21 protein-coding genes are annotated in these 21,680 nt (G+C 59.8%); 9 read left to right on the top strand and 12 right to left on the bottom strand.

The window, feature by feature from the left end; all coding sequences use genetic code 11:
• Positions 1-79: 79 nt before the first annotated feature.
• A complete protein-coding gene (locus tag MHY08_RS10930; protein ID WP_005330051.1) occupies positions 80-1,582 on the bottom strand; it encodes an acetyl-CoA hydrolase/transferase family protein in 1,503 nt (500 codons plus the stop codon).
• A 191-nt stretch (positions 1,583-1,773) separates the two neighbouring features.
• Between MHY08_RS10930 and dusB the strand changes: the two genes are divergently transcribed.
• Positions 1,774-2,919 (top strand): tRNA dihydrouridine synthase DusB, encoded by a 1,146-nt coding sequence (dusB, locus tag MHY08_RS10925; protein ID WP_040425422.1) that lies wholly within the window; start codon positions 1,774-1,776, stop codon positions 2,917-2,919.
• 101 nt (positions 2,920-3,020) lie between these two features.
• Entirely contained in the window at positions 3,021-3,749 is a 729-nt protein-coding gene (gene phoU / locus MHY08_RS10920) for a phosphate signaling complex protein PhoU (protein WP_239193337.1), read from the top strand.
• A 75-nt stretch (positions 3,750-3,824) separates the two neighbouring features.
• Here the strand turns inward: phoU and pstB are convergent, their stop codons facing one another.
• From pstB to mshD, 5 genes are all read right to left on the bottom strand, one after another.
• Positions 3,825-4,598 (bottom strand): phosphate ABC transporter ATP-binding protein PstB, encoded by a 774-nt coding sequence (pstB, locus tag MHY08_RS10915; protein ID WP_005325820.1) that lies wholly within the window; start codon positions 4,596-4,598, stop codon positions 3,825-3,827.
• Between the two features lie 51 nt (positions 4,599-4,649).
• Positions 4,650-5,564 (bottom strand): phosphate ABC transporter permease PstA, encoded by a 915-nt coding sequence (gene pstA / locus MHY08_RS10910; RefSeq protein WP_239236675.1) that lies wholly within the window; start codon positions 5,562-5,564, stop codon positions 4,650-4,652.
• A 14-nt stretch (positions 5,565-5,578) separates the two neighbouring features.
• Positions 5,579-6,625: a phosphate ABC transporter permease subunit PstC gene (gene pstC, locus MHY08_RS10905; protein ID WP_239236673.1), complete on the bottom strand. Its 1,047-nt coding sequence runs from the start codon at positions 6,623-6,625 to the stop codon at positions 5,579-5,581.
• Positions 6,626-6,747: 122 nt separating this feature from the next.
• Positions 6,748-7,851, bottom strand: a complete 1,104-nt coding sequence (gene pstS, locus MHY08_RS10900; protein ID WP_239236672.1) for a phosphate ABC transporter substrate-binding protein PstS — start codon at positions 7,849-7,851, stop codon at positions 6,748-6,750.
• Between the two features lie 212 nt (positions 7,852-8,063).
• A complete protein-coding gene (mshD, locus tag MHY08_RS10895; RefSeq protein ID WP_239236671.1) occupies positions 8,064-8,981 on the bottom strand; it encodes a mycothiol synthase in 918 nt (305 codons plus the stop codon).
• 33 nt (positions 8,982-9,014) lie between these two features.
• On the opposite strand from mshD, the gene MHY08_RS10890 reads away from it, so the two are divergent.
• Positions 9,015-9,842, top strand: coding sequence for a DUF2993 domain-containing protein (locus MHY08_RS10890; RefSeq protein WP_005330041.1), 828 nt, complete (start codon positions 9,015-9,017; stop codon positions 9,840-9,842).
• Here MHY08_RS10890 and MHY08_RS10885 read toward each other — a convergent pair.
• A complete protein-coding gene (locus MHY08_RS10885; RefSeq protein ID WP_239193333.1) occupies positions 9,826-10,863 on the bottom strand; it encodes a diacylglycerol kinase family protein in 1,038 nt (345 codons plus the stop codon). The two genes, MHY08_RS10890 and MHY08_RS10885, sit on opposite strands and share 17 nt — an antisense overlap.
• Positions 10,864-10,916: 53 nt before the next feature.
• On the opposite strand from MHY08_RS10885, the gene MHY08_RS10880 reads away from it, so the two are divergent.
• Positions 10,917-11,612, top strand: coding sequence for an FABP family protein (locus MHY08_RS10880; protein ID WP_005325810.1), 696 nt, complete (start codon positions 10,917-10,919; stop codon positions 11,610-11,612).
• Here the strand turns inward: MHY08_RS10880 and MHY08_RS10875 are convergent.
• Positions 11,609-12,472: an aminodeoxychorismate lyase gene (locus MHY08_RS10875; RefSeq protein WP_239236670.1), complete on the bottom strand. Its 864-nt coding sequence runs from the start codon at positions 12,470-12,472 to the stop codon at positions 11,609-11,611. The two genes, MHY08_RS10880 and MHY08_RS10875, sit on opposite strands and share 4 nt — an antisense overlap.
• Positions 12,473-12,502: 30 nt before the next feature.
• On the opposite strand from MHY08_RS10875, the gene MHY08_RS10870 reads away from it, so the two are divergent.
• Positions 12,503-13,567: a folate-binding protein YgfZ gene (locus MHY08_RS10870; RefSeq protein WP_239236669.1), complete on the top strand. Its 1,065-nt coding sequence runs from the start codon at positions 12,503-12,505 to the stop codon at positions 13,565-13,567.
• A gap of 140 nt (positions 13,568-13,707) precedes the next feature.
• The gene (locus MHY08_RS10865) at positions 13,708-13,905 is read left to right on the top strand and encodes a DUF3073 domain-containing protein (RefSeq protein WP_239236668.1); all 198 of its coding nucleotides are present in this window, start codon (positions 13,708-13,710) and stop codon (positions 13,903-13,905) included.
• Between the two features lie 70 nt (positions 13,906-13,975).
• Here MHY08_RS10865 and purM read toward each other — a convergent pair whose 3' ends face one another.
• Genes purM through MHY08_RS10850 form a run of 3 tightly spaced genes read right to left on the bottom strand, consistent with a single transcriptional unit; the run spans position 13,976 to position 16,958 of the window.
• Positions 13,976-15,028 (bottom strand): phosphoribosylformylglycinamidine cyclo-ligase, encoded by a 1,053-nt coding sequence (gene purM / locus MHY08_RS10860; RefSeq protein ID WP_239236667.1) that lies wholly within the window; start codon positions 15,026-15,028, stop codon positions 13,976-13,978.
• An 18-nt stretch (positions 15,029-15,046) separates the two neighbouring features.
• Positions 15,047-16,543 carry an amidophosphoribosyltransferase gene (gene purF / locus MHY08_RS10855; RefSeq protein WP_239236666.1) on the bottom strand — a complete coding sequence of 499 codons (1,497 nt, stop codon included), beginning with the start codon at positions 16,541-16,543 and terminating at the stop codon, positions 15,047-15,049.
• 10 nt (positions 16,544-16,553) lie between these two features.
• Complete coding sequence (locus tag MHY08_RS10850; protein WP_239236664.1) at positions 16,554-16,958, bottom strand: sterol carrier family protein; 405 nt, start codon at positions 16,956-16,958, stop codon at positions 16,554-16,556.
• A 33-nt stretch (positions 16,959-16,991) separates the two neighbouring features.
• On the opposite strand from MHY08_RS10850, the gene MHY08_RS10845 reads away from it, so the two are divergent.
• A complete protein-coding gene (locus tag MHY08_RS10845; protein ID WP_239236662.1) occupies positions 16,992-18,002 on the top strand; it encodes an acyl-CoA thioesterase in 1,011 nt (336 codons plus the stop codon).
• A gap of 136 nt (positions 18,003-18,138) precedes the next feature.
• Positions 18,139-19,302, top strand: a complete 1,164-nt coding sequence (locus MHY08_RS10840; protein WP_239236660.1) for an asparaginase — start codon at positions 18,139-18,141, stop codon at positions 19,300-19,302.
• 56 nt (positions 19,303-19,358) lie between these two features.
• Here the strand turns inward: MHY08_RS10840 and MHY08_RS10835 are convergent, their stop codons facing one another.
• Positions 19,359-20,267: a LysR family transcriptional regulator gene (locus tag MHY08_RS10835; protein WP_040425420.1), complete on the bottom strand. Its 909-nt coding sequence runs from the start codon at positions 20,265-20,267 to the stop codon at positions 19,359-19,361.
• Between the two features lie 181 nt (positions 20,268-20,448).
• Between MHY08_RS10835 and MHY08_RS10830 the strand changes: the two genes are divergently transcribed.
• Positions 20,449-21,435 carry a tellurite resistance protein gene (locus MHY08_RS10830; RefSeq protein ID WP_255710508.1) on the top strand — a complete coding sequence of 329 codons (987 nt, stop codon included), beginning with the start codon at positions 20,449-20,451 and terminating at the stop codon, positions 21,433-21,435.
• The last annotated feature ends 245 nt before the right edge of the window (positions 21,436-21,680 follow it).

The following is a 21,680-nucleotide window of genomic DNA, read 5'->3' as shown; positions in this document are numbered from 1 at the left end:
TGCAAAGTCCTAATTAGGGGGCGTCGGCAAGCGAAAGGCGCCCAGCTCGCCGCTGAGCGCCTGCCGGGGAGTGGCTACATTAGCCGCGCATATCGCCCTTCTCCATGAAGCGGACCTGGAAGTCAAAGGCGGTCTTCAGGTCGTGCGGGGTGTGCTGGAACTTGTTTTCCTTGGCACGGTTGAAGTACTCCTCGAGCAACGGACGGTAATCCGGGTGCGCCACGGAGATGACCTTCTCCACGCGTTCCTTCGGCGCCAGGCCACGCAGGTCAGCCACGCCGTACTCGGTAATGATGACCATGGTGTCGTGCTCGGTGTGGTCCGTGTGGGACACGAACGGAACCAGCGCGGAAATTGCGCCGTCCTTGGCCACGGACGGGGAAACGAAGGTGGAGATATAAGCATTGCGAGTGAAGTCACCCGAGCCACCGGTGCCGTTCATGATGCGGGAGCCGGATACGTTGGTGGAGTTGATATTGCCGTAGATATCGGCCTCAATCATGCCATTGGAGGAAATCAGGCCGACGCGGCGAATGACCTCCGGGTGGTTGGAGACCTGCTGTGGGCGGAGGATGATGTGCTTGCGGTAGCGCTCTGCCTCCTCATTCATCTTCTCCGCGTAGTCCGGGGACAGCGCGAAGGAGGTGGCGGAAGCCATGGTCATCTTGCCCGCATCGATGAGATCGAGCATGCCGTCCTGAATGACCTCGGTATAGGCCTGAATATTCTCAAACTTGGAATCCAGCAGGCCGGCCATCACGGCGTTGGGGACGTTGCCCACGCCGGACTGCATGATGAACTTGTCATACTCAAGACGACCAGCGGCGACCTCCCCCTCGAGGAACTCGATGAAGTTGGCGGCGATCTTCTCGGAAACTTCGTCCGGTTCCTTGAATGGTGCGTTGCGGTCCGGGGCATCGGTCTTTACCACTGCAACAACCTTGTCCTCCGGCACCTCCATGTAGGTGGTACCGATGCGGTCACCCGGCTTAGTGATAGGGATTGGCTGGCGGTTAGGCAGCTTTTCAATGCGATAGATATCGTGCATGCCCTCGAGGTTGATGGACTGCCACTCATTGATCTCGATGATGATCTTATCCGCAGCCTCGATGAACTCGAGGTTATTGCCCACTGCGGAGGACGGCACCACGTGGCCTTCTTCGGTAATGCGCACGGCCTCAATAATGGCTACCTGGAAGTCACCGTAGAAGCCCTCTTCTACCTGCTGGCCCGAGTGAGACAGGTGGATATCCTGGTAGAGAGCGGTGCCATCATTAAACTGCTTACGCAGGGTGGGATCTGAGTTATAAGGAGAGCGAAAGCGAATCGCCTCAGCTTCCGCCAGAACACCATCGCAGTCCGGGGCAGTGGAAGCGCCGGAGAAGACGTCGATCTTAAATTCCTCGCCCTTTTCATGGAGAGCCTTGGCCTTTTCTGCAATGGCGGTGGGCAGACCCTTGGGGTAGCCAGCACCGGTGAAGCCAGAAATGCCCACGCGGTCACCGTGGTTGACGTGCTGAGCAGCCTCTTCAGCGGAAACTACGAGCTTCTCGAATGGGGCATACGCGATTCTCTCTGACAAGGGTAATCCTCCTTCATTAAGGGGCCAGCCAAAATAACGGCCGTTCTAATTAGTTACACAGCCCACATTAGCGAATCTTTGCAAGATTTCCACCACTTCTGTGTGACCTTTACCCCATAAAGTAAAAATAGGGAACGGCGCCACTGTGGGCCCGGTTGCTATTTTCCCCCGTTAACTAGCACAATTGGGGCGTGAATTTGCGCATTGGACACTACGATCTCTCCTCCCCCGTCATCCTCGCCCCGATGGCGGGGGTAACCAACGTTGCCTTCCGCACGTTGTGCCGCGAGCAGGAGCTGCAGCGCACCGGCACGGTGTCGGGCCTCTACGTTTGCGAGATGGTCACCGCCCGCGCCTTGGTAGAGCGCAATGAAAAGACGCTGCACATGACCACCTTTGCGCCGCAGGAGGATCCCCGTTCCCTCCAGATCTATACGGTGGATCCGGAATATACGTATAAGGCCGCGAAGATGATCGTCGACGAAAACCTGGCGGACCACATCGATATGAACTTTGGTTGCCCGGTTCCGAAGGTGACCCGCCGCGGTGGCGGTTCCGCGCTGCCTTATAAACGACGCCTCTTTGGCAATATCGTCTCCGCCGCGGTCAAGGCCACAGAGGGCACCAATATTCCGGTCACGGTAAAGATGCGCGTGGGCATTGACGACGAGCACCATACGCATCTCGACGCCGGGCGCATCGCCGTCGAGTCCGGTGCCGCCGCCGTTACCTTGCACGGCCGCACCGCCGCTCAGCGCTACTCTGGCGAAGCCCGATGGGACGAAATCGCGCGCCTCAAGGAACATCTGGCGGATACTGGCGTGCCAGTGCTGGGCAATGGCGATATCTTCCGTGCCGAGGATGCCCGCCGCATGATGGAACAGACCGGCTGCGACGGCGTGCAGGTAGGCCGCGGCTGCCTCGGCCGCCCGTGGCTTTTTGCCGAGCTCGGCGCTGCGCTGCGCGGCGAGTCCATTCCGGCAGAGCCCACCCTGGGCGAGGTCACCCAGGTAATCCTCCGCCACGCGGAGCTATTGGCGGAGCACGATGGCGAGGACAATGCTTCCCGCGATATCCGCAAACACATCGGTTGGTACCTGCGTGGTTTCCCAGTTGGCGGCCAGGTCCGCGCGGGCTTAGCCAAGGTCAATTCCCTCGATGCCTTGCGTGAGCTACTTGCACCTTGGGCAGAGTCCGATGCCCTGGCTGCCGACGCCGACGGGGCCCGCGGCCGCCAGGGCTCGCCATCCAAGGTGGCTTTGCCGGATGGTTGGCTCGACGATCCAGAGGACGATTGCGTTCCGGTTGCCGCTGACATTATGAACTCCGGCGGATAACCTAACAAAGATATAAGAGCAGCTAGGGGCACCCAGGAAACTCGCATTTATGCTCCACTTAAGTTGCGCAGGGGCCGAAATTTTTCGCTATTATCTTTGGCATGCGTGCCGCTTACAGGGAACACCTAGACAATTTCTCCCACGACCTCATCGTGATGTGCGATACCGTTCGCGACATCATGGATAAGGCCTCCGTGGCGCTGCTGCAGGGCGCCTTGGACTCCGCGGAAGATGCTCTCACCATGACTGAGGAGCTAGATGAGTTCCGCGCTAGGTGCTCTGAGCGTGCCGTAAAACTCTTGGCCCTGGAAAACCCCATGGCACAGGACCTCCGTCAGGTGGTCTCCTCGATTTATATCGTGGAGGATCTCTACCGCATGGGCCGTTTAGCCCAGCACATAGCGGACTCCGCGCGCCGCCGCCACCCTGACGCCGTGGTACCGGCGAGTTACATCGGCTACTTCGAGGAGATGTACCGCCTCACTGAAGAAATGGGGTCAGTGCTGCACGATATCCTCGTCACCCCTGATGCGGATTTATCCATCAATCTCCGTGCCGACGATGACGCGGTGGATGATATCAACTCCCACATCTTGCGCATCCTGACCCAGCGCGAATGGGAGGGCACCGTGCGCGAGGCAGTAGAGACCTCGCAAATTACGCGCTACTACGAGCGCTATGCAGACCACTGCGTCTCCGTGGCCGGCCACATCATCTATCTGACCACGGGTCTTTTGCCCAATGACTATGCCAAGAAGCTAGAAGAGGACAAAAAGGACGCCGACTTCGAAGCACGGATGGCTGACCTCGAGCGTCAATTCCGCCGTTAGACGGATTTAAGCACCAAAGAAGGGGGCCGGTTCTTTCGAACCGGCCCCCTTCTCTCGGACAATCTCTCTTACTCTTTAGCCAAAGCGGCCAGAGATGTAATCCTCGGTCTCCTTCTGAGAAGGATTCTCAAAGATCTTGGTGGTGTCATCGAACTCCACCAGGTGGCCCGGCTTACCGGTTGCTTCCAGGGAGAAGAAGCCGGTCTTATCGGATACGCGGGCAGCCTGCTGCATGTTGTGGGTCACGATCACGATGGTGAAGTTTTCCTTCAGCTCGTGGATGAGGTCCTCCACGGCGAGGGTGGAAATCGGGTCCAGTGCGGAACAAGGCTCGTCCATGAGCAATACCTCTGGCTCCACGGCGATAGCGCGGGCGATGCACAGACGCTGCTGCTGACCACCGGAGAGGCCGCCGCCTGGCTTATCCAGGCGGTCCTTAACCTCATCCCACAGGTTGGCGCCGCGCAGGGACTTCTCCGCGACCTCCTTGAGCTTCTTCTTGTTCTTTTCACCGGACAGCTTCAGGCCTGCCACCACGTTGTCCTCGATGGACATCGTGGGGAACGGGTTAGCCTTCTGGAAGACCATGCCGATGGTGTTGCGCACGGATACCGGGTCAACCTTCGGACCGTAGATATTGGTGCCATCGAGCAGGATTTCGCCCTTAACGTAGGCGCCGGGGATGACCTCGTGCATGCGGTTAATGGTGCGCAGCACGGTGGACTTACCACAGCCGGAAGGGCCGATGAATGCGGTCACGGCCTGGGCCGGGATCTGCATATTCACGTTCTGCACGGCGTGGAAGTCGCCGTAAAAAATGTTCACGTCATTGAGCGCGAGCTTAGACATTTGGGAGTTTCTCCTCTAGCAAGTGTATGGCGGAATCGAGTGGTACGGCGTTTACTTCTTAACCGAGAACTTCGCGGAAACGATGCGGGCCGCAATATTGAGGACGGCGATGAGGATAACCAGCGTCAACGCTGCGCCCCAGAGCTTGTCCAGTACGGCGGGCTGTGCGCCGGCCTTGTACATATCCAGCATCATCAGCGGGAGCGAGGACTGCGAGCCCTTGAAAGCATCCCAGTTGATGACGGAGGAGGAACCAACCAAGACCAGCACCGGCGAGGACTCACCCATCACGCGGGCAATCGCCAGCATGATGCCGGTGACGATGCCGGACAGTGCGGTAGGTAGAACGATGCGGGCGATGGTCTTCCACTTCGGAACGCCGAGAGCGTAGGACGCCTCACGCAGGTCCATTGGGACCACGCGCAGCATCTCTTCGGTATTGCGCACCACAATCGGAATCATCAGCAGCACCAGGGATAGCGCCACGGCGAAGCCGGAGCGGCCGAAGCCGAACAGGGTAATCCACATGGCGAAGATGAACAGGGCCGCAACGATGGAAGGCACGCCGGACAGGATGTCTACCATGAAGGTGGTGATGCGGCCGAGCCAGCCGCCCTTGGAGTACTCCACCAAGTAGATGGCGGTAAAGATACCGATCGGGATAGAGATAATGGAGGCCAGAATGGTCTGGACGAAGGTACCCACAATGGCGTGAGCGGCACCGCCGCCGGCAGAGCTATTCATGATGCCGCGCTGGGAGGCGGTCCACCACTCAGGGTTGAGGATGACGCCACTGCCGCGGGCGATGAGTTCCCACAGAACCCACACCAGCGGAACCATGGCCAGAATCATTGCGCCCCAGACCACCGCGGTGGCGATGTTATTGGTCATCTTGCGGGAGCCGGAGATGTCCAGGAAGGTCGCGCCGCCTTGGGAGGCAGGCTTGGCATTAGTAGTCGTAGTCATTGATCCTCCCCTCCTTACTTATTCTTCACGATGGCGCGGGCAATGGCGTTGACCACGAAGGTCAGCAAGAACAGTGTGAGACCGCCTGCAATGTAGGCGCCAGCCCTTGTTTCGTTTCCGAACTCAGCTGCCGCCTGAGCGATGGCGGTGGCGAAGGTCGTGCCGCCGTCGAAAAGCGAGAAGCGGAAGTCAACGAGTGGTGAAACAACCATGTACAGCGCCATGGTCTCACCCAGCGCACGGCCCAAGCCGAGCATGGAACCGGCGATATAGCCAGACATGCCGAACGGCAGAACGGTCATGCGGATAACTTCCCAGCGGGTAGCACCCAGAGCCAGAGCAGATTCGACCTGGCCCGGAGGGGTCTGTACGAAGACTTCACGGGCGGTAGCGGCGATGATCGGCAAAATCATCACGGCAAGTACGATGCCACCGGTAAAAAGGTTGCGACCCATCGCAAAGGAAGGGGAATTTTCATAAAGTTGGAATAGGAAAAAGCCGCCTGCCCAAGACTCCATCCAAGTGTAGAAACCCGAAAGAGCCGGGCCAAGAACCTGCCAGCCCCAAAGGCCGTAAACAATGGACGGAACCGCAGCGAGCATGTCCACGAGGAAGCCGAGCGGCTTAACCAAGCGGGCAGGCGCGTAGTTGGACAGGAAGATTGCGATGGCCAGGGCCACGGGCATAGCCAGCAGAAGAGCGAAGACTGAGATAAGCACAGTATTTCCAAGCAAAGAAGCAATGCCGAATTTCATCGCTTCAATATTGGAAGTGTCCCATCGGCCGCCGTATGTGAAGAAGCCAATTAGTCCACCTTCATTAACACTCAACGCAGGAACGGCACGCCACAATAGGAAAGCGGCAATGGCGGCAATCATTACGGTGATAAGGGTTGCCGAAGCAGTGGACAGGAATTCAAAGACACGGTCGCCTGGGCGCTTTACGCCACTGTTGGCGCTGGAGGTTACTGCCTCATCGTGTCCGCTGTTGGAGACTCGCTCGGCAGAAGTAACGTTCGCGTCCTTCTGCTCTGGAGCCGTGGTGAGATTATTGTCTGCCATGAGACTGTTAATCCTTTTCAGCGTTAAATATGGAAAATATCGTTACATACCTGCGCCCCCAAAGCGCGAATCGTGTGCGGCAGTGGGGGCGGGGAGGTATTAAGCTTTTACAGCTTTAGCGCTTACTGCAGAGCGTCAACAGCAGCCTTCAGCTTGTCCAGGTGTGCACCCTCAACTGGGATGAAGCCCTGCTCGGCCAGCTGGTCATCCTGGTGATCCAGAACGGTGGTGAAGAAGGACTTAACCAGCTTGGAGGTCTCCTCATCGTAGCCCTTGGAGCAAACGATGTTGTAGGTGGTCAGGATGAGCGGGTATGCGCCCTCATTATCGGAGGAGAACAGTGCCTCGGAGTCAACAACCATGTTGTGCTCAGAGTCGGTCTCCTTGAACTCTAGGTTCTCCAGAGCCTTGTTAACGGACTCAGTGGACAGCTCAACTGGGCCGTGGCCAAAGTCAATCTTGGCCTTCTTTACGCCGTCGCCTTCTTTCTGGTCTGCGAAGCCAGACTCTACGTAGGTAATGGCACCTTCGGTGCTAGCTACAGCGTCAGCCACACCCGTAGACTTATCCGCGCCTTCACCAACGGCATCTGGGAACTGCTTTCCTTCACTGTCCCATTCGCCGGAGGAAGCTTTCAGGAACTTCTGGAAGTTATCAGAGGTACCAGACTCATCAGAACGGTAAACAACCTTAATGTCAGTATCTGGAAGGTCGGTGCCCTCGTTGTCACCAGCGATAGCCTTATCGTTCCACTTCTTGATCTCTCCCTTAAAGATCTTTGCGAGAGTCTTTGTGGAGAGGTTGATCTCAGTGTCGCCAAGGTTATAAGCGATCGCGACCGGACCAATGGTAGAAGGCAAGTGCCATGCATCGTTGCCATCGCAACGTTCCTTGGCGGCTTCAACTTCGCCCTCGTCTTCCTTCAGGGCAGAGTCCGATCCGGCAAAAGCTGCTTGACCATTAATGAAGGACTTCACGCCAGAACCAGAACCTGACGCGGTGTAGGACAGGTTTGCATCAGGATGATCCTCACCAAACGCGGTGCCAAAGTAAGACATAGCGTTCTGCTGGGAGGATGCGCCCTCACCGACGAGCTCGCCGGAGACGTCCTCGCCGCCAGCGGAATCGGAGGAGGAGCCAGACTCCTCAGAGCAAGCTACGAGAGCGGTGGAGGTTGCGGCTACGATGCCGAAGATTGCGGCAGTGCGCTTGAAGTTGCGAATCACGGGAAAACCCTTTCCGGTGCAGATCAGAGATTGATTGTCCGAGGAAACCGCATCTCCTAGAGAGATATCCTGCATCCCGCTCCGCCTTCTGGGGCGAGACGCAGGCGCACAGGTGCGGTTAACTCACAGGGTGTAAAGCTATCCGCAGGATCTGACCAAAAGGGTGCCAAGAGGTAAACACTGGGTGAACAAACGTCGTACACCCCATGACCTTAGTCACACGCGCCCCATACGACGTGTTCTTCATCAACCTCAAAGCCTAGGCGCTCGTACGCCTTCAGCGCCGGATCATTATCCGCTTCTACATAAAGAATTACCCGCTGAGCTCCCTTTTCCACCATGCGGCGCAGGCCGATTTGCAGCAGCGGGCCGCCCAGCTTCTTGCCGCGGTAATCTTCCGCCAAGCCCACCACGTAGACCTCACCGAAGCCCGGAGTTTCCTCCGCATGCCACTTGGTCCAGTGGAAGCCGGCCAGTGCCGGCTCATCTGCCGTATCCCACAGGAAGAGCAGGTCTGCGGGGTCGAACCAGTCTGCCTCCATGCCGCGGTGCAGGCGATCAAGATCCCAGCCGCCTTGTTCGGGATGCCAAGAAAAGGCCTCGTTATTGACCTTGAGCCACTGCTTTTCCACAAAGTCCTTGCCCCACTTATCCGCCGCCTCGGTGTAATTCAGGGCGGTCACTGGCAAGCCTTCGGGGCGGGCGGCCGCCGCAAGCTCTTCTCCCCCAATACCCATGACCACCAGCTTGCGGGTGACCTGCAGGTCGCGGGAGTGCGCCAGCGCCTGTGCCGCCGGTAGGTTCCCGTGGGCCCAGGCTTGGAGGTTGGGGGTCTTAGCGGCGGCGTCGTAAAGCGCGGCACCAAAGCCCTGACCACGGAAGTCGGGGGCAATGAATAGCTCGGCGGTAGAGCCCTCCAGACCGGCTACGCCGCACGGCTCCTCCCCTACCCAGGCCACCAGGTGGCGGTGCTCCAGGCGGGAATCGCTAAGACCGTTGAGGAATTGCTCCGACAGCGGCGCCATTCCATCGGCACGTTCGGCCTGCTCAGCCAGCACGTCAACGCGGCGAGCCAGCTCCGGTGCGTCCGGTAGGTTTTCTTCCGTAATCTTAAAGGCATTGCTAGTCATAGGCCCCAGAATACGTAGGGTAAGAATGAAAGGGTGAGTGTTCTTAAGATTGACCGGCGCATCGTGCACGTCCTCCTCGTGGTGTGCGTGCTCATTGCGGCCTGGGTGGCGGATGCCTGCGTGGCTATGCACACGGAACACAAGGTGGCACAAGCCGTGAAAGCCAATTCGCGGCTGGATAATACGCCGGATGTCTTCATCGGCGGCACCCCCTACGTGTGGGCGGCGGCTTCGAAGGAAATCCCTTATCTCGAGGTCAAGGCCCTGGACGTGGAGGTGCCCAAGCTGGGCATGGTCAATGCTTCGACCGTGCTGCGCGATATCACCGTCACCCCAGAGCAGGTCATGAACGGCGATATTGAGGGCGCGCCCGTCTCCACCTACTCGCGCGGCATTTCCTTGGATGGTGTGGCGCTGGGCCGCCTGTTGGGAATTACCGATCTCTCGATTGCTAACCCCGACGATATTTCCCCCTCCGGTGGCACCTCCGCAGAAGCAGAGCTAACGGGCACCCTGCCTGGCGACGCCCACAAGTCCACCGCCAAGGTCACCCTCCGCCTGGTTGGTCCGGAGTTTCGCATGCAGGTCTATGACACGGACGATGAGCGCCTACAAAAGGCCTTTTCCCTCAACTTCGACACCCGCCAGCTGCCGCTTCCGGCCCAAGCGACCGCGGTAAAGATGCAGGGAGGAACCATTTCCTTCGAGGTACAGCGCCGCAATATCAAGGTGCAGCTGGCCCAGCTCTCCCCGCTAGAGATTGAAGGCTCGGAGCAAAAGGCCGTGGAAGAGGCGGAAAAGAAGGCCGCCGATACCAAGCACCGGGTCGGCCCCGCGCCGCAGACTAGCGCAGGCGAATAAAATCCCGCAGCACTTCCTTCATCGTGCGCTGATGGGCCTCCCGCCTATCCTGCGGGGCGAATACCTCAATGGCATCCTTCACGGAGGCCAAGGTAACCGCGTCAAAGCGCCCCTCCGATTCTCCATCGGCTTGGAAGCGCTGTGGTTCGCGGCAGACGAGCTCTACCCGCATGGCGTCGTCGAAGGCCACCGTCTTTTCCTTGGTGAGCTTATTGAGCCATCCGCGCTTATCGGCACCGAAGAGGTGCAACAGGCCGACAACGCCGCCGAGCCCGCTAAACTCCTCCAACCCAAACAGGGCAAGGCCCTCATCGAAGGAATTGCGCGGGTTAGTCACTACCGGCAGCGGGCCCAGGAAAGTCCACGGGTTGGTATTCGAGGTAAACAGCAGTGGCACATCGTCCTTGCGCAGCTGCTCGCCGCTGCTGGACTCGGCCTTGACTGCAATATGCGGCGGGTTCTTCCGCGCACGGCTCCAAGCCCGAATGGCAACGTTTAGGTAGCGCAGCGGAGTGGCCGAAAATCCCTGTTCGCGGGCACGATCCACGCGTGCCAAGACATCCGCGTCCAAACCGAAGCCGGCGTTGACGGCAAACCACCGCTCGTTCCACGTTCCTAGGTAAATGGTGCGGCGCAGATCCCGGTCGAGCATGCGAGCCAGCACATGGGTAGCCTCCATTGGGGTGTTGGGGAACCCTAGAGCGCGCACAAAGACATTGGCGGAGCCGGTAGGAATTACGGCCAGCGCCGGGATGGACTGCGGATCGGGACACTGCTCATCCGCCGGGCCGAGGAGCCCGTTGACTACCTCGTTGACGGTTCCATCTCCGCCCACAGCAATGATGACGTCGTAGTCATCCCTGGTCATTCCCTTGACCATCTCTTCTGCATGGCCAGGGTAATGCGTAAATTGCACCTTGAGATGCAGGCCCTCTACCGATTGTAGGCAGGGAACGATTTGGCGGAAGAGGGCGTTGGTTTGTGAGGTCGAGTTTGGATTCGAGATCATCAATGCGTGCACGAGGTCCAAGTCTAGTAGTTAAAAAGGCGGGTGCACGACTAGGCTGGACGCCCATGAGCGAAAATAATAATGAAACCACCCCTGAAAACATCGAGACCACCGCGGCTTCCCACCCGGAAAACGATCCAGGAAAACTCAATGGCAACGATGCCGTGAACCAGGCTGCCGAGCAGTGGAAGGACGCCGCTAGCCGCAATATCCCCGCTCTCGAGCTGGGCGATACCCCGGTACCGGACGATACCGCGAACCTGCGCCAGGGCCCATCGCTGCACGACGGCCTGCTGGGACTACTCCCCCTTGTGGGCGTCTGGCAAGGCGAGGGCCAGGCCCACGATACGAAGGGCCAGGAATACACCTTTGGCCAGCAGCTGGTCATCGCCCACGATGGCGAGAATTACCTGACCTTTAGCTCCCGCACTTGGAAGATCGATACCGAGGGCAAGCCAGAAGGCCCGTCTGTGCGCGAGACCGGCTTCTGGCGTATCTCGGAAAAGGATGAAATCGAGGTCACCTACACCTCTTCTACCGGCATCGTGGAAATCTTCTACGGCGAACCCTTCAATGACCGCGCATGGCAGCTGGAATCCGCCTCCACCATGGTTACGGAAACCGGCCCGAAGAACTTGGGCCCAGGCAAGCGCATGTACGGCCTCATGCCCAATAACAACCTGGGCTGGGTAGACGAGCGCATGGTTGATGGCGAGATGCGCCCCTACATGTCCGCGGAGCTCACCCGCATCGCCGGCTAAGCCCCAAGCGCTGCATCAATAAGGTCTCGGATGACGTCCACGTTATCCGGGGCCTTCAATTTTTTGTCATTGAGCCTAGTTACGCGCGCAGCAACGCGCACCGAGGACACCAACCACACCGAGTCCGCCTTTTCCAGATACTCCACGGTCAGCGGCTTGGCCTTGCAGCGATAGCCTTTCTCCTTGGCGTGCGCGAAGAGCGCCGCTTGCGTGGTGCCGGGCAGGATGCCGCGGCCGGCCGCAGTGCGCAGTTTCTCGCCCTTGACGGCCACCACGGTAGAGGTGGCGCCCTCAAGAATTTCTCCGGTGTCCGGATCGGTGAGGATGAGGTCCTCAAAGCCCTTCTCCCGCGCCATGCGCAGCATCGCCATGGTGGCCGCATAATTGAGCGTCTTGGCGGGCAATTCCTCCGCCACGTGCCACAGGCGGGGGCTTGTCATGACGGCGACGCCGTGGGCGCGCTGCTCTAGCACCTTCTCCTCAATCGGCTGCACAACAACCCACGCGCTCGGCCGCCCCGTAGAAGCGCGCCCGCGGGTATAGGTCCACGTGCATTTAGCATCGCCTTGCTCGTCCCCGCAGAAGTCCGCGATGGCGATCCGGGTGGCTTCTTCCCACTTGTCCATGGGCGGCTCCGGCAGGTTCATCGTGCGAGCTGAATCGCAGAAGCGCTGCGCGTGGCGCTGCAGGTTAGCGGCTTTGCCTCCGCGCACGAGCAGGGATTCAAAGATGCCATCGCCGCGGGTGACCGCGGCATCGTCGGCGTAGATAAGAGGCAGCGCGGGCATGTGCCTGCGTACCGACCCTCCAAAGGGCTCCACAACGTAGATGACCGGCTCTTTTCGCGGCGAAAACTTCATACCTTTGATTATGCCCTACCATCGGTAGTTGTGAGTTATTCTTCGCCTCTTCTGCAGCGCGCCGGTGCCGCGGAGCACCAGGACGCGACCGTACTCGATGCCCAGGGCGTGGCCTGGCACTATGGCAATCCGCTGGGCGAGCAACGGGCCGCCGATGGCGGCACCATCGTCATTGACCGCTCCCAGCGCCGCGTCATTCGCGTGAGCGGCAAGGACGCCGCCGAGTTTCTGAATAATCTACTTTCACAGAAGCTTGACGACGCCCCCGTGGGCTTCACCGCCGGCGCCCTCGACCTGGACATCCAAGGCCACATCCTCCACCACATGGATATCGTGCGGACCGACGATGCCTTTCTTATCGACGTCCCCGCGGCGCAATTCGACTCCCTCTTTAAGTTCCTCACCATGATGGTCTTCTGGTCCGAGGTCACCGTAGAGGAAGCCGATATCGCCATCCTCACCCTCCTGGGTGAGGCCGATGTTTCGCTTCCGCCCATGGTGGAGTTTTCCCGCCAGGTCCCGTGGCCAGGAATTAAACGCGTTGACCTTGGCATTTCCCGCGAATCCTTGGTCGAGGCAACGAAACACCTGGAGGAATCCGGTGCACGGCTAGCGGGGCTCATGGCCTTTACTGCCGAGCGCGTGCGCGCTCGCGAGCCCGAGCTAGCAGCGGACCTAGACAATAAATCTATCCCACACGAGGTGCCGCAGTGGATCAGCCGCGACGCCAAGAATCCAGCCCACGTTCACCTCAATAAAGGCTGCTATCGCGGGCAGGAGACGGTAGCGCGCGTGGAAAACCTTGGCCGCTCCCCTCGCCTCTTGGTGCAGCTGCACCTCGATGGCTCTGCCCCGCAGCGGCCAAATGTGGGCGATGACATTACTTTTAATGGACGTAAGGTAGGCCGCATAGGCACCATCGTCGATGATTGCGATTACGGGCCCATCGCCTTGGGACTGGTCAAGCGCTCTGCGCTGGACGCCGGCACCCTAGAGGTGGGCGATACCGCAGCGTCGATCGATCCCTCCTCCATCCCCGAGGATGAGGGCCCCAAGGCCGGGCGCGAAGCGGTAAACCGGCTGCGCGGGCGCTAAATCTCCCACTAGAGAGGGGGCGGTGCGGAATTTTTTCGTCACACAGGCTATTGTGTCTTACAGGAAGATACTAAATAGACAAGTCGATGGGGCGCCCAAGAATCCCTGGCGCGCCCTACTAACCCAAGGGGGTCATGCACATGGGACGCGGACGCGCCAAGGCAAAGCAGACCAAAGTTGCACGCCGGCTCAAGTACAACTCACCCGAAATGGATATCGAGTCCCTGCAACGGGAACTCGCCGCACAGCAAGAGGGTGACTCCCGCGATTATGAAGAGGATGACCCATACGCCGACTACGTCGACGAATGGGATGATGAAAACCGCGATGAACGCTAATCTTCCGCTCGCCGCCGGATAGCTCAAGGGCCCTAGGAATTCCTAGGGCCCTTCCTCGTGCCCGCCCCAGCTAGAAGTTTGAGTGCTCGCCGTGCATGACCACGCGCGGCTCCTCACCCGAGGCGGAGCGGACGGTGCCCAGCTCCCACGCATCGATGTGGCGTGCGGTAAGCATTGCCAAGGCACGGTCGCGGTCTTCAGGATTGACTACGGCAATCATGCCGACGCCCATGTTGAAGGTCTTCTCCATTTCCGCCAGCTCCACCTTGCCCACCGAGGAGATGAGCTTGAAGACCTGGCCTGGGGTCCAGGTGGCGCGGTTGATATCGGCTGCGAGACCCTCTGGAATGACGCGCTCGAGGTTGCCTGCCAGTCCACCACCGGTGACGTGGCAGAAGGTGGATACGGAGCACTCGCTGGCCAAAGCCAGGCAGTCCTTGGCATAAATGCGGGTGGGCTCCAGCAGCTCCTCGCCGAGGGGGCGGCCGAGCTCTTCCACGTGGCCGTCGAGAGGCATGCCAGCCTGCTCCAGCAGGACGTGGCGGGCCAGGGAGTAACCATTGGAGTGTAGGCCGGAAGAGCCCATAGCGATGAGCACGTCGCCATCGCGGACCTTGTCTGGGCCAAGTACGCCATCGGCCTCAACGACGCCGACCGCGGTAGCGGAGACATCGTATTCATTTTCTTCCATCATGCCGGGGTGCTCGGCGGTCTCACCACCCAGCAGCGCGGCGCCGGCCTGCACACAGCCCTCGGCGATGCCCTTGACTACCTCGGCCACCTTTTCCGGCACGACCTTTCCCACGGCGATGTAGTCCTGCAGGAAGAGTGGCTCCGCGCCGCAGACAACCAGGTCGTCCACGCACATGGCGACGAGGTCGATGCCGATGGTGTCGTGCTTGTCCATGGCCTGGGCCACGGCCAGCTTGGTGCCGACGCCGTCGGAACCGGCGGCCAAGATGGGCTCCTTGTAATCGCCGAGCTTGAACAGGCCAGCAAAGCCGCCAAGGCCGCCCAGAACCTCAGGGCGGGTGGCACGCTTAGCATGCGGGGCGAAAAGTTCTACGGCGCGGTCACCCTCTTCGATGCTGACGCCGGCTGCTGCGTAAGTATTGTCACTCATGGTTTCAGGTGTCCTTTGTTATTCGGTGCCGAGCAAGGTGCGCACGGCGTCTGCATTGGGGTTTCCGGCGGGCAGGCCAAGTGGGTACTCGCCCGAGAAGCAGGCGGTGCACAACTCGGAACGGGACTGTTCGGTGGCGGCCACCATCTCCTCAATGGAGACAAAGCCCAAGGAATCGGCGCCGATGGTGTCACAGATAGTGGCGCAGACGGTTTCCGGATCGTCGGAGGGGCTGGCGTTAGCAATCAGCTCGCCCGGGGAGGCGAAGTCGATGCCGTAGAAGCACGGCCACTTCACTGGCGGGGAGGCGATGCGCACGTGCACCTCGGCGGCACCGGCCTCGCGCAGCATGCGGATGAGCGCGCGCTGAGTATTGCCGCGGACGATAGAATCATCCACCACGACGAGCTTCTTGCCGTTGATGACTTCACGCAGCGGGTTGAGCTTCAAGCGGATGCCCAGCTGGCGCAGGGTCTGGGTGGGCTGGATGAAGGTGCGGCCCACATAAGCGTTTTTGACCAAGCCGTGGGCGAAGGTGATGCCGGATTCGCGGGCATAGCCCACGGCGGCCGGGTTGCCGGATTCGGGAACCGGGATGACCAAGTCCGCGCCCTCGGCCGGATACTCACGGGCCAAGCGGCGGCCAATGTCCACGCGGGAGGCGTTGACGGAGCGGCCCTTGATATCGCTATCCGGGCGGGCCAAGTAGACGTATTCGAAGACACAGCCGTGGCGCTTGGCCGGCGCGAAGTTCACGGAACGGATGCCGGCCTCATCGATGGCGACGAGCTCGCCAGGTTCAATCTCGCGGATGAACTGAGCGCCGCAGATATCGAGCGCACAGGTCTCGGAGGCCACCACCCAGCCTTTGGCCAAGCGGCCGAGGACCAGCGGGCGCACGCCGTGCGGGTCGCGCGCGGCGTACATGGTGTGACCATCGGTAAAGGTTAGGCAGAATGCGCCCTTCACGCGCGGGAGCAAGTCACGGGCGGAGTCGAAGACGGAGGTGTCTTCATCCACGCCGTCGGCAAGCAGCATAGACAAGCACATGGAGTCAGATACGGACTCCTCATGGGGCTTAATCAAGCCGCGCTGCACGACCTCCTCGCGCAGCTCCAGGTAGTTGACCAGGTTGCCGTTGTGTCCAAGAGCGATGTCTACCCCGGTGGAGGAGGTAGAAAACATCGGCTGGACATTGGACCATTCCTTGCCGCCGGCGGTGGAATAGCGCGTGTGACCCACCGCTACGTTTCCTTGGAGGGCAGACAGGGTGGACTCATCAAAGATATTGGCCACGAGGCCCATGTCCTTGAAGACGACGATGCGGTCATCATCGCCCACCGCAATGCCGGCAGCCTCCTGGCCACGGTGCTGCAGGGCGAAGAGACCAAAGTAGGTCAGCTTGGAGACTTCCTCCCCGGGAGCCCACACGCCATAGACGCCGCACTCTTCGCGGGGCTCCTGCTCATTATGATCGTCAAGATTGGTGATACTAGGAGTATGTACTTCTACCACGGCGTTTATATTAGCCTGTCGCGCCGCCGGAAACTAACGGAATAAGCGGCAACCACTGCGCAATTTCGCCCGCGCGGGAGCCGGAAGCATCGACGCGACCAGTGCTTACGGCCTCTTCCCAGTCCGCCAATCCGGTGGCGAGGCGCAGCCAGGCTTCCGGGTCGGTCTCCACCACATTGGGTGGGGTGCCGCGGGTATGGCGGGGTCCTTCAATGCATTGCACCGCAACAAATGGGGGTACGCGCAGCTCCACGGAATGGCCCGGCGCGTCGGCCTCGAGGGTGCGGGCGGTGCGGCGGACGGCGTCGGCAAGCAGGGCCCTACCAGGCTTATCGTGCTCCGCCGGGGCGGCAATCCAGTCTTTGATGGCCATGACGGCCGCGCGGGTGGCTGCGGGATCGACGGGCTTTTTCATAGCTACATCATAGCTACTGTTATCTTGTTGTTTATGTCACCTACGCCTTCCGTTGCGGAAACTCAGAAATCGCCGGCGCTGACGCTGCGCTTTATGGCATCGCCAACCGACGTCACCATGGCCGGCGCCACCGGCATCAGCGGTGGCCGCGTCCTGGAATGGATTGACAAGGCCGCATATGCCTGCGCCGTGCAGTGGTCCGGCCAGTACTGCGTGACCGCATACGTGGGCCATATCCACTTCACCCGGCCGATCCCTTCTGGGCACATCGTGGAGGTGCGCTCCCGCATCGCCATGACCGGCCGTTCCTCCATGCACATCGTCAACGAGGTGCTTTCGGCTGACCCACGCGAAGGCATCTTCACTCGCGCCTGCGATTGCTTGGTCATCTTCGTAGCCAAGGACCCGGCCACCGGCAAGTCCACCCCAGTGCCGCCCTTCGTGCCAGAAACCGATGAACAGTGCCGCGTAGAAGAAGCAGCCAAGTCCCGCATTGAGCTGCGCAAGGCCATCGAAACGGAGATGGAAAAACAAACCTATGACGGACCTTCCGATGCCCCGCGCATGGTCAACCGCTTCCTGGCCAAGCCCACCGACGTCAACTGGGGCGGCAAGGTCCACGGCGGCACGGCCATGCAGTGGATCGATGAGGCCGGTGCGGCCTGCACCATGGAGTGGTCCGCGGAGCGCACCGTTGCGGTGTACGCTGGCGGCATCCGCTTCTACCGCCCCATTTCTATCGGTGACCTCATCGAGGTCGATGCCCGCATGATGCGCACCGATACCCGCTCGATGCAGATGTCCATCCACGTCCGCTCCGGCAACCCCCGCGGCGGCCGCGAGCACTTACAAACCGCCATCCATGCCACCGTTGCTTATATCGCGCTAGACCACGATGGCCAGCCGCAGGTGGCCCGCCCCTTCCACCCGCACACCGAGGAAGACAAGCGCCTGGCCGAGCACGCCACCGTGCTGCGCGCCCTGCGCGCCAAGTACTCACCAAAGCCTTTGGTGGTGGCGCCATCGAACCAGCACATCGACTAGCCGCTCTCCCCTCGTTTCGGTGTTAGTAAGTCCATAGTGGCAGCGGACGTCCCGCGCTTCTGCTTTAGATGGACGTCTACGCGGCCGACGATTCCCGCCGCCCGCTTTCGCCTCCCACACACAGAAACGAGGGAATATGCATACCCCAACGTTGCGCCGCTCAGCCCGCGCCGGCCTTGCCCTAGTCGCTTCCGCATTCCTCTTGGCGTCCTGCCAAAATCCGGATAGCCGCCCAGAAGAGGAGACTTCGACCGCGGCGCCCGAATCTTCCGCGCCGCACAGCGCCACCAGTTCCACGTCTGCAACCACGGAAGAAACTACCGAAACCACTGCAGCGGAACACGAGGGGCCACGCGCCACCGCCGAGGGCCACGTGGTGGTCCTTTCTACCGGCGGCACCATTGCCAGCACGCACGATAAGAAAGGTGCGGTGGTTCCCACCGTCACCGGCTCCAAGCTGGTGGAGCCCCTTTCCGGCACCTTTGACAAGGACAAGCTCACGCTAGAGGTCAAAGACATTGCCAAGCTGGATTCTTCCGCGATGACCTTGGACGATACCGACACCATCATCGAGGCCGTAAATAAGGAGCTACAGCGCGATGATGTCGATGGCGTAGTGGTCACCCACGGCACCGATTCCATGGAAGAGACCGCCATAGCCGTCGATACCTTCCAGGACAGTGAGAAGCCGGTGGCTTTAACCGGTGCAATGCGCTCCTTTGATGACCCGGATCCAGATGGTCCGGACAACTTGGCGCTCGCGGTCAAGACCGTAACTGACCCTTCCAACAAGGGCCGCGGTACCTTCATCGCCTTCGCGGATCACGTTATCCCTGCCCGCGGCGCCTTTAAGTCCGATACGGCCAAGGCCGATGGCTTTGCCAATAACAATGGCAAGAAGCAGCCTAAGCGCCCGAAGGCCTTAAAGCATCAACCGCTGGGCAATACCCGCGTCGATATCATCGCCGCCTACCCCGGCGCGCCGGCCGATCTTATCCAGCGCTCCTTGGACAGCGGCGCCGAAGGCATCGTGATTGAGGGAATGGGCGCCGGCAATATCGGCGACGAGTTAGCCCAAGCCGCCAAGGCTGCGGCCAAGAAGGTTCCAGTCGTGCTCACCACCCGCGTGGATCACGGCCCAGTGGAGGGCATCTACGGCGGTGCCGGTGGCGGTGCCACGCTTGCCGACGCCGGCGTTATCTCCTCTGGCACCTTACGCGCTCCCCAAGCCCGCATGCTGCTCGCCGCCGCGATTACGACCGGCACCGATGCTGAAGATCTCTTCGCTCACGCTGAATAAACACTCGCCTTGGAGTACCGGCTGGTGGAGACACAACATTAATGAACGAGTTTTCATCAGCCACGCTTAGTTTCGACCTCGTCCCCGTGCGCATAGTCCGCCAGGAAGCGAAGAAACCGGTGAGCCGGCTCTGGGAGTCGGTTCTGCGAGCTCCACACCACACGTAGGGGCCGGTCAAACTTGATCCCAGCTACCGGGACCTCTACATACTCGCCCGTAGACAACTGCGACTCCACTGCTCGCCTTGCTATAACCCCTGGAGCGCCTAAAGCGCCTATAGCAGCGCGTTGCGCCCCCAGAGATCCAAATTCTCCTGCAGGAGGAGCGAGTGACCCCAGAATGTCCTCTACTACCTCCCGCGTGCCGCTTCCCTGCTCACGCAGAACCAAAGGAGTAGTCTGCAGCTCCTCTTTAGATACCGCAGCCACCCCCTTCAATGGTTCGGATACTGTAGGAGCCCCAGATCCACTTCGGCTATCCGCGCGAGCCCAATAATGCCCTGCAGGGACGACAACAACGAGTTCGTCGTGTCCGGCTACGCGCTGGTGCAGTTCATGGGATACCCAGTTACCTTCCACAATGGCTAAATCCGCCAATCCCTGTACTACATGGCGCTGGGCCTCCCGGCTATTGAGCTGGCGCATACGCAGAAAAGTTTTCGGGTGAGCACGTTGAAACGCCGCAGCCCAGCGCGGGTAATCTACCTCGGCGACTGTATGCGAGACCACCAATTTAATTTCCTCGGTGACGTCTTCACCGATGGCTCTCTCAAGACCACGCGCGCAGTCGTTCAAGGCCTCCTCTAGCACCTCGAGTACCCGGACAACCTGGGAGCCGACTTCCGTAGTAAAACTACCCGCAGCTCCACGCCAAAAAATGCGTTGATTTAGATGCCTTTCAAAATTGGCAATGCGATTACTCACCGACTGTTGGGAGACATTCAGGTGTATGGCGGCCTGATTCATACCCCCATACCGTGCCACAGCAAGTACAGCGTCGACTGTCTGGGCATCGGGGACAAATCCGCGCCGAACTGGTAAAAAGTCATCACTACTACCGATTCGCGAGGGGTACATATTTTCATTGTAACCCCGACCAGAATGAACGCCCTCCCGCAATTCTGCCGTAAAGCATAGCCTCAAGCGCATGTTAAAAATTCAGAACGAGATAGACCTTCCCCCGCTCGGCCCAGGCTGGGCCGGGGCCGTTATGGGCCTCGGAATCTCTTCTACTCTTATCGACGTACACATAACTCCCCTATTAGGCCCGGCCCCCTCGAAAGCCATGCTTGGGGCTGCAACTATTCTTGCTGTATCGCTCGTATTTGGGTTTCTAAAGCACCACAATCCGGGATTTCGCGCCGCCGACATGCCCGCTTGGGGCATGGTATCTATGGGCATACTTTCTTTGGGTAGCGCCTACTCCCTCATTTATGATGCCTCGTCGGTTCATACCTTGTGCTGGGCAATAGGAACGGTTCTCGGCGTGGTGACGTGCATCCGTTTTCTCATGTTTCTCATCTGCGATCGCCCGTCAGCCCCCGCTTTCACCTGGGGACTACCGCTGGTCGCCCCCATGGTTGCGGCTACCTCCTCAGCTCAGTTGGCACCGCATGCCGGCGAGTGGGGATCGATAGTCCACAGCATTGGCGTAATCAGTTTTGCATTGGCTTGGCTTACAGGATTGCCTACATTCGCCTTCGTTTACCTGCGTACCATTCCGAAAATTCCTACCAGCTTCGCTGCCACTGCTTGGATCCCGCTCGGGCTGGTAGGCCAATCTACCGCGGGAGCACAATTGCTTGCAGGTGAACAATGGCACTTCCGCGCAATGGTCTACGGTGTAGCAATGCTCGGACTTGGCATCCCGCTGGCCATTTACGCCATGTGCAAGCACTGGGGAGCGGCCCTAGGAAGCACCCCCATGTCTTATAACCCCACGTGGTGGGCTAGCACATTTCCCGTAGGTACCTGCTGTCTTGGCACTCATACTTTGTCCACCCAACCTGCAGCACTGACGTTGGGAATGGGCTGGATGGATACCATCAGCGCCACGCTTCTAGTGCTGCTTCTTGTCCACGTCATGTGGGCTACTATCGGCGCAGCCGTGATCGGCTGGGCAAAAGCACGTTGAGTTTTCGAGTCTCATGACTCCTAGGTGAATACCCACCGTAGCGGCGTCAGCATGTGTACCCCCTTACACTTAAAAAGGAGTTTACAGACAGTCCGGCAATTCCTGGGTGGAGGAGATAGACGTGGAGCGTGTCAAGTTGTTTGTGTGTGGGGCGGGGTTTATAGGTATTTGTCGAAGCGGTCGGGGTAGGCCACGGCCATTTGGTTGATGGCTTGTTTCCAGCCGGATACTCGGGCTCCTTCCAT

It is taken from the genome of Corynebacterium sp. ACRPJ (genome assembly GCF_022347345.1).
In the GTDB taxonomy this organism is placed as follows: Bacteria; Actinomycetota; Actinomycetes; order Mycobacteriales; family Mycobacteriaceae; genus Corynebacterium; species Corynebacterium tuberculostearicum_D.
The sequence above is the reverse complement of the archived record's forward strand: the minus strand, read 5'-3'. Positions and strand labels throughout refer to the sequence as shown.

Bases quoted from the DNA above. Each gene is read 5' to 3' on its own strand.
- phoU (WP_239193337.1), top strand. From the start codon at position 3,021: ATGCGTGCCGCTTACAGGGAACACCTAGACAATTTCTCCCACGACCTC.
- pstB (WP_005325820.1), bottom strand. From the start codon at position 4,598: ATGTCTAAGCTCGCGCTCAATGACGTGAACATTTTTTACGGCGACTTC.
- pstA (WP_239236675.1), bottom strand. From the start codon at position 5,564: ATGACTACGACTACTAATGCCAAGCCTGCCTCCCAAGGCGGCGCGACC.
- pstC (WP_239236673.1), bottom strand. From the start codon at position 6,625: ATGGCAGACAATAATCTCACCACGGCTCCAGAGCAGAAGGACGCGAAC.
- mshD (WP_239236671.1), bottom strand. From the start codon at position 8,981: ATGACTAGCAATGCCTTTAAGATTACGGAAGAAAACCTACCGGACGCA.
- MHY08_RS10880 (WP_005325810.1), top strand. From the start codon at position 10,917: ATGAGCGAAAATAATAATGAAACCACCCCTGAAAACATCGAGACCACC.
- MHY08_RS10875 (WP_239236670.1), bottom strand. From the start codon at position 12,472: ATGAAGTTTTCGCCGCGAAAAGAGCCGGTCATCTACGTTGTGGAGCCC.
- MHY08_RS10865 (WP_239236668.1), top strand. From the start codon at position 13,708: ATGGGACGCGGACGCGCCAAGGCAAAGCAGACCAAAGTTGCACGCCGG.
- purM (WP_239236667.1), bottom strand. From the start codon at position 15,028: ATGAGTGACAATACTTACGCAGCAGCCGGCGTCAGCATCGAAGAGGGT.
- MHY08_RS10850 (WP_239236664.1), bottom strand. From the start codon at position 16,958: ATGAAAAAGCCCGTCGATCCCGCAGCCACCCGCGCGGCCGTCATGGCC.
- MHY08_RS10845 (WP_239236662.1), top strand. From the start codon at position 16,992: ATGTCACCTACGCCTTCCGTTGCGGAAACTCAGAAATCGCCGGCGCTG.
- MHY08_RS10840 (WP_239236660.1), top strand. From the start codon at position 18,139: ATGCATACCCCAACGTTGCGCCGCTCAGCCCGCGCCGGCCTTGCCCTA.
- MHY08_RS10835 (WP_040425420.1), bottom strand. From the start codon at position 20,267: ATGAATCAGGCCGCCATACACCTGAATGTCTCCCAACAGTCGGTGAGT.
- MHY08_RS10830 (WP_255710508.1), top strand. From the start codon at position 20,449: ATGTTAAAAATTCAGAACGAGATAGACCTTCCCCCGCTCGGCCCAGGC.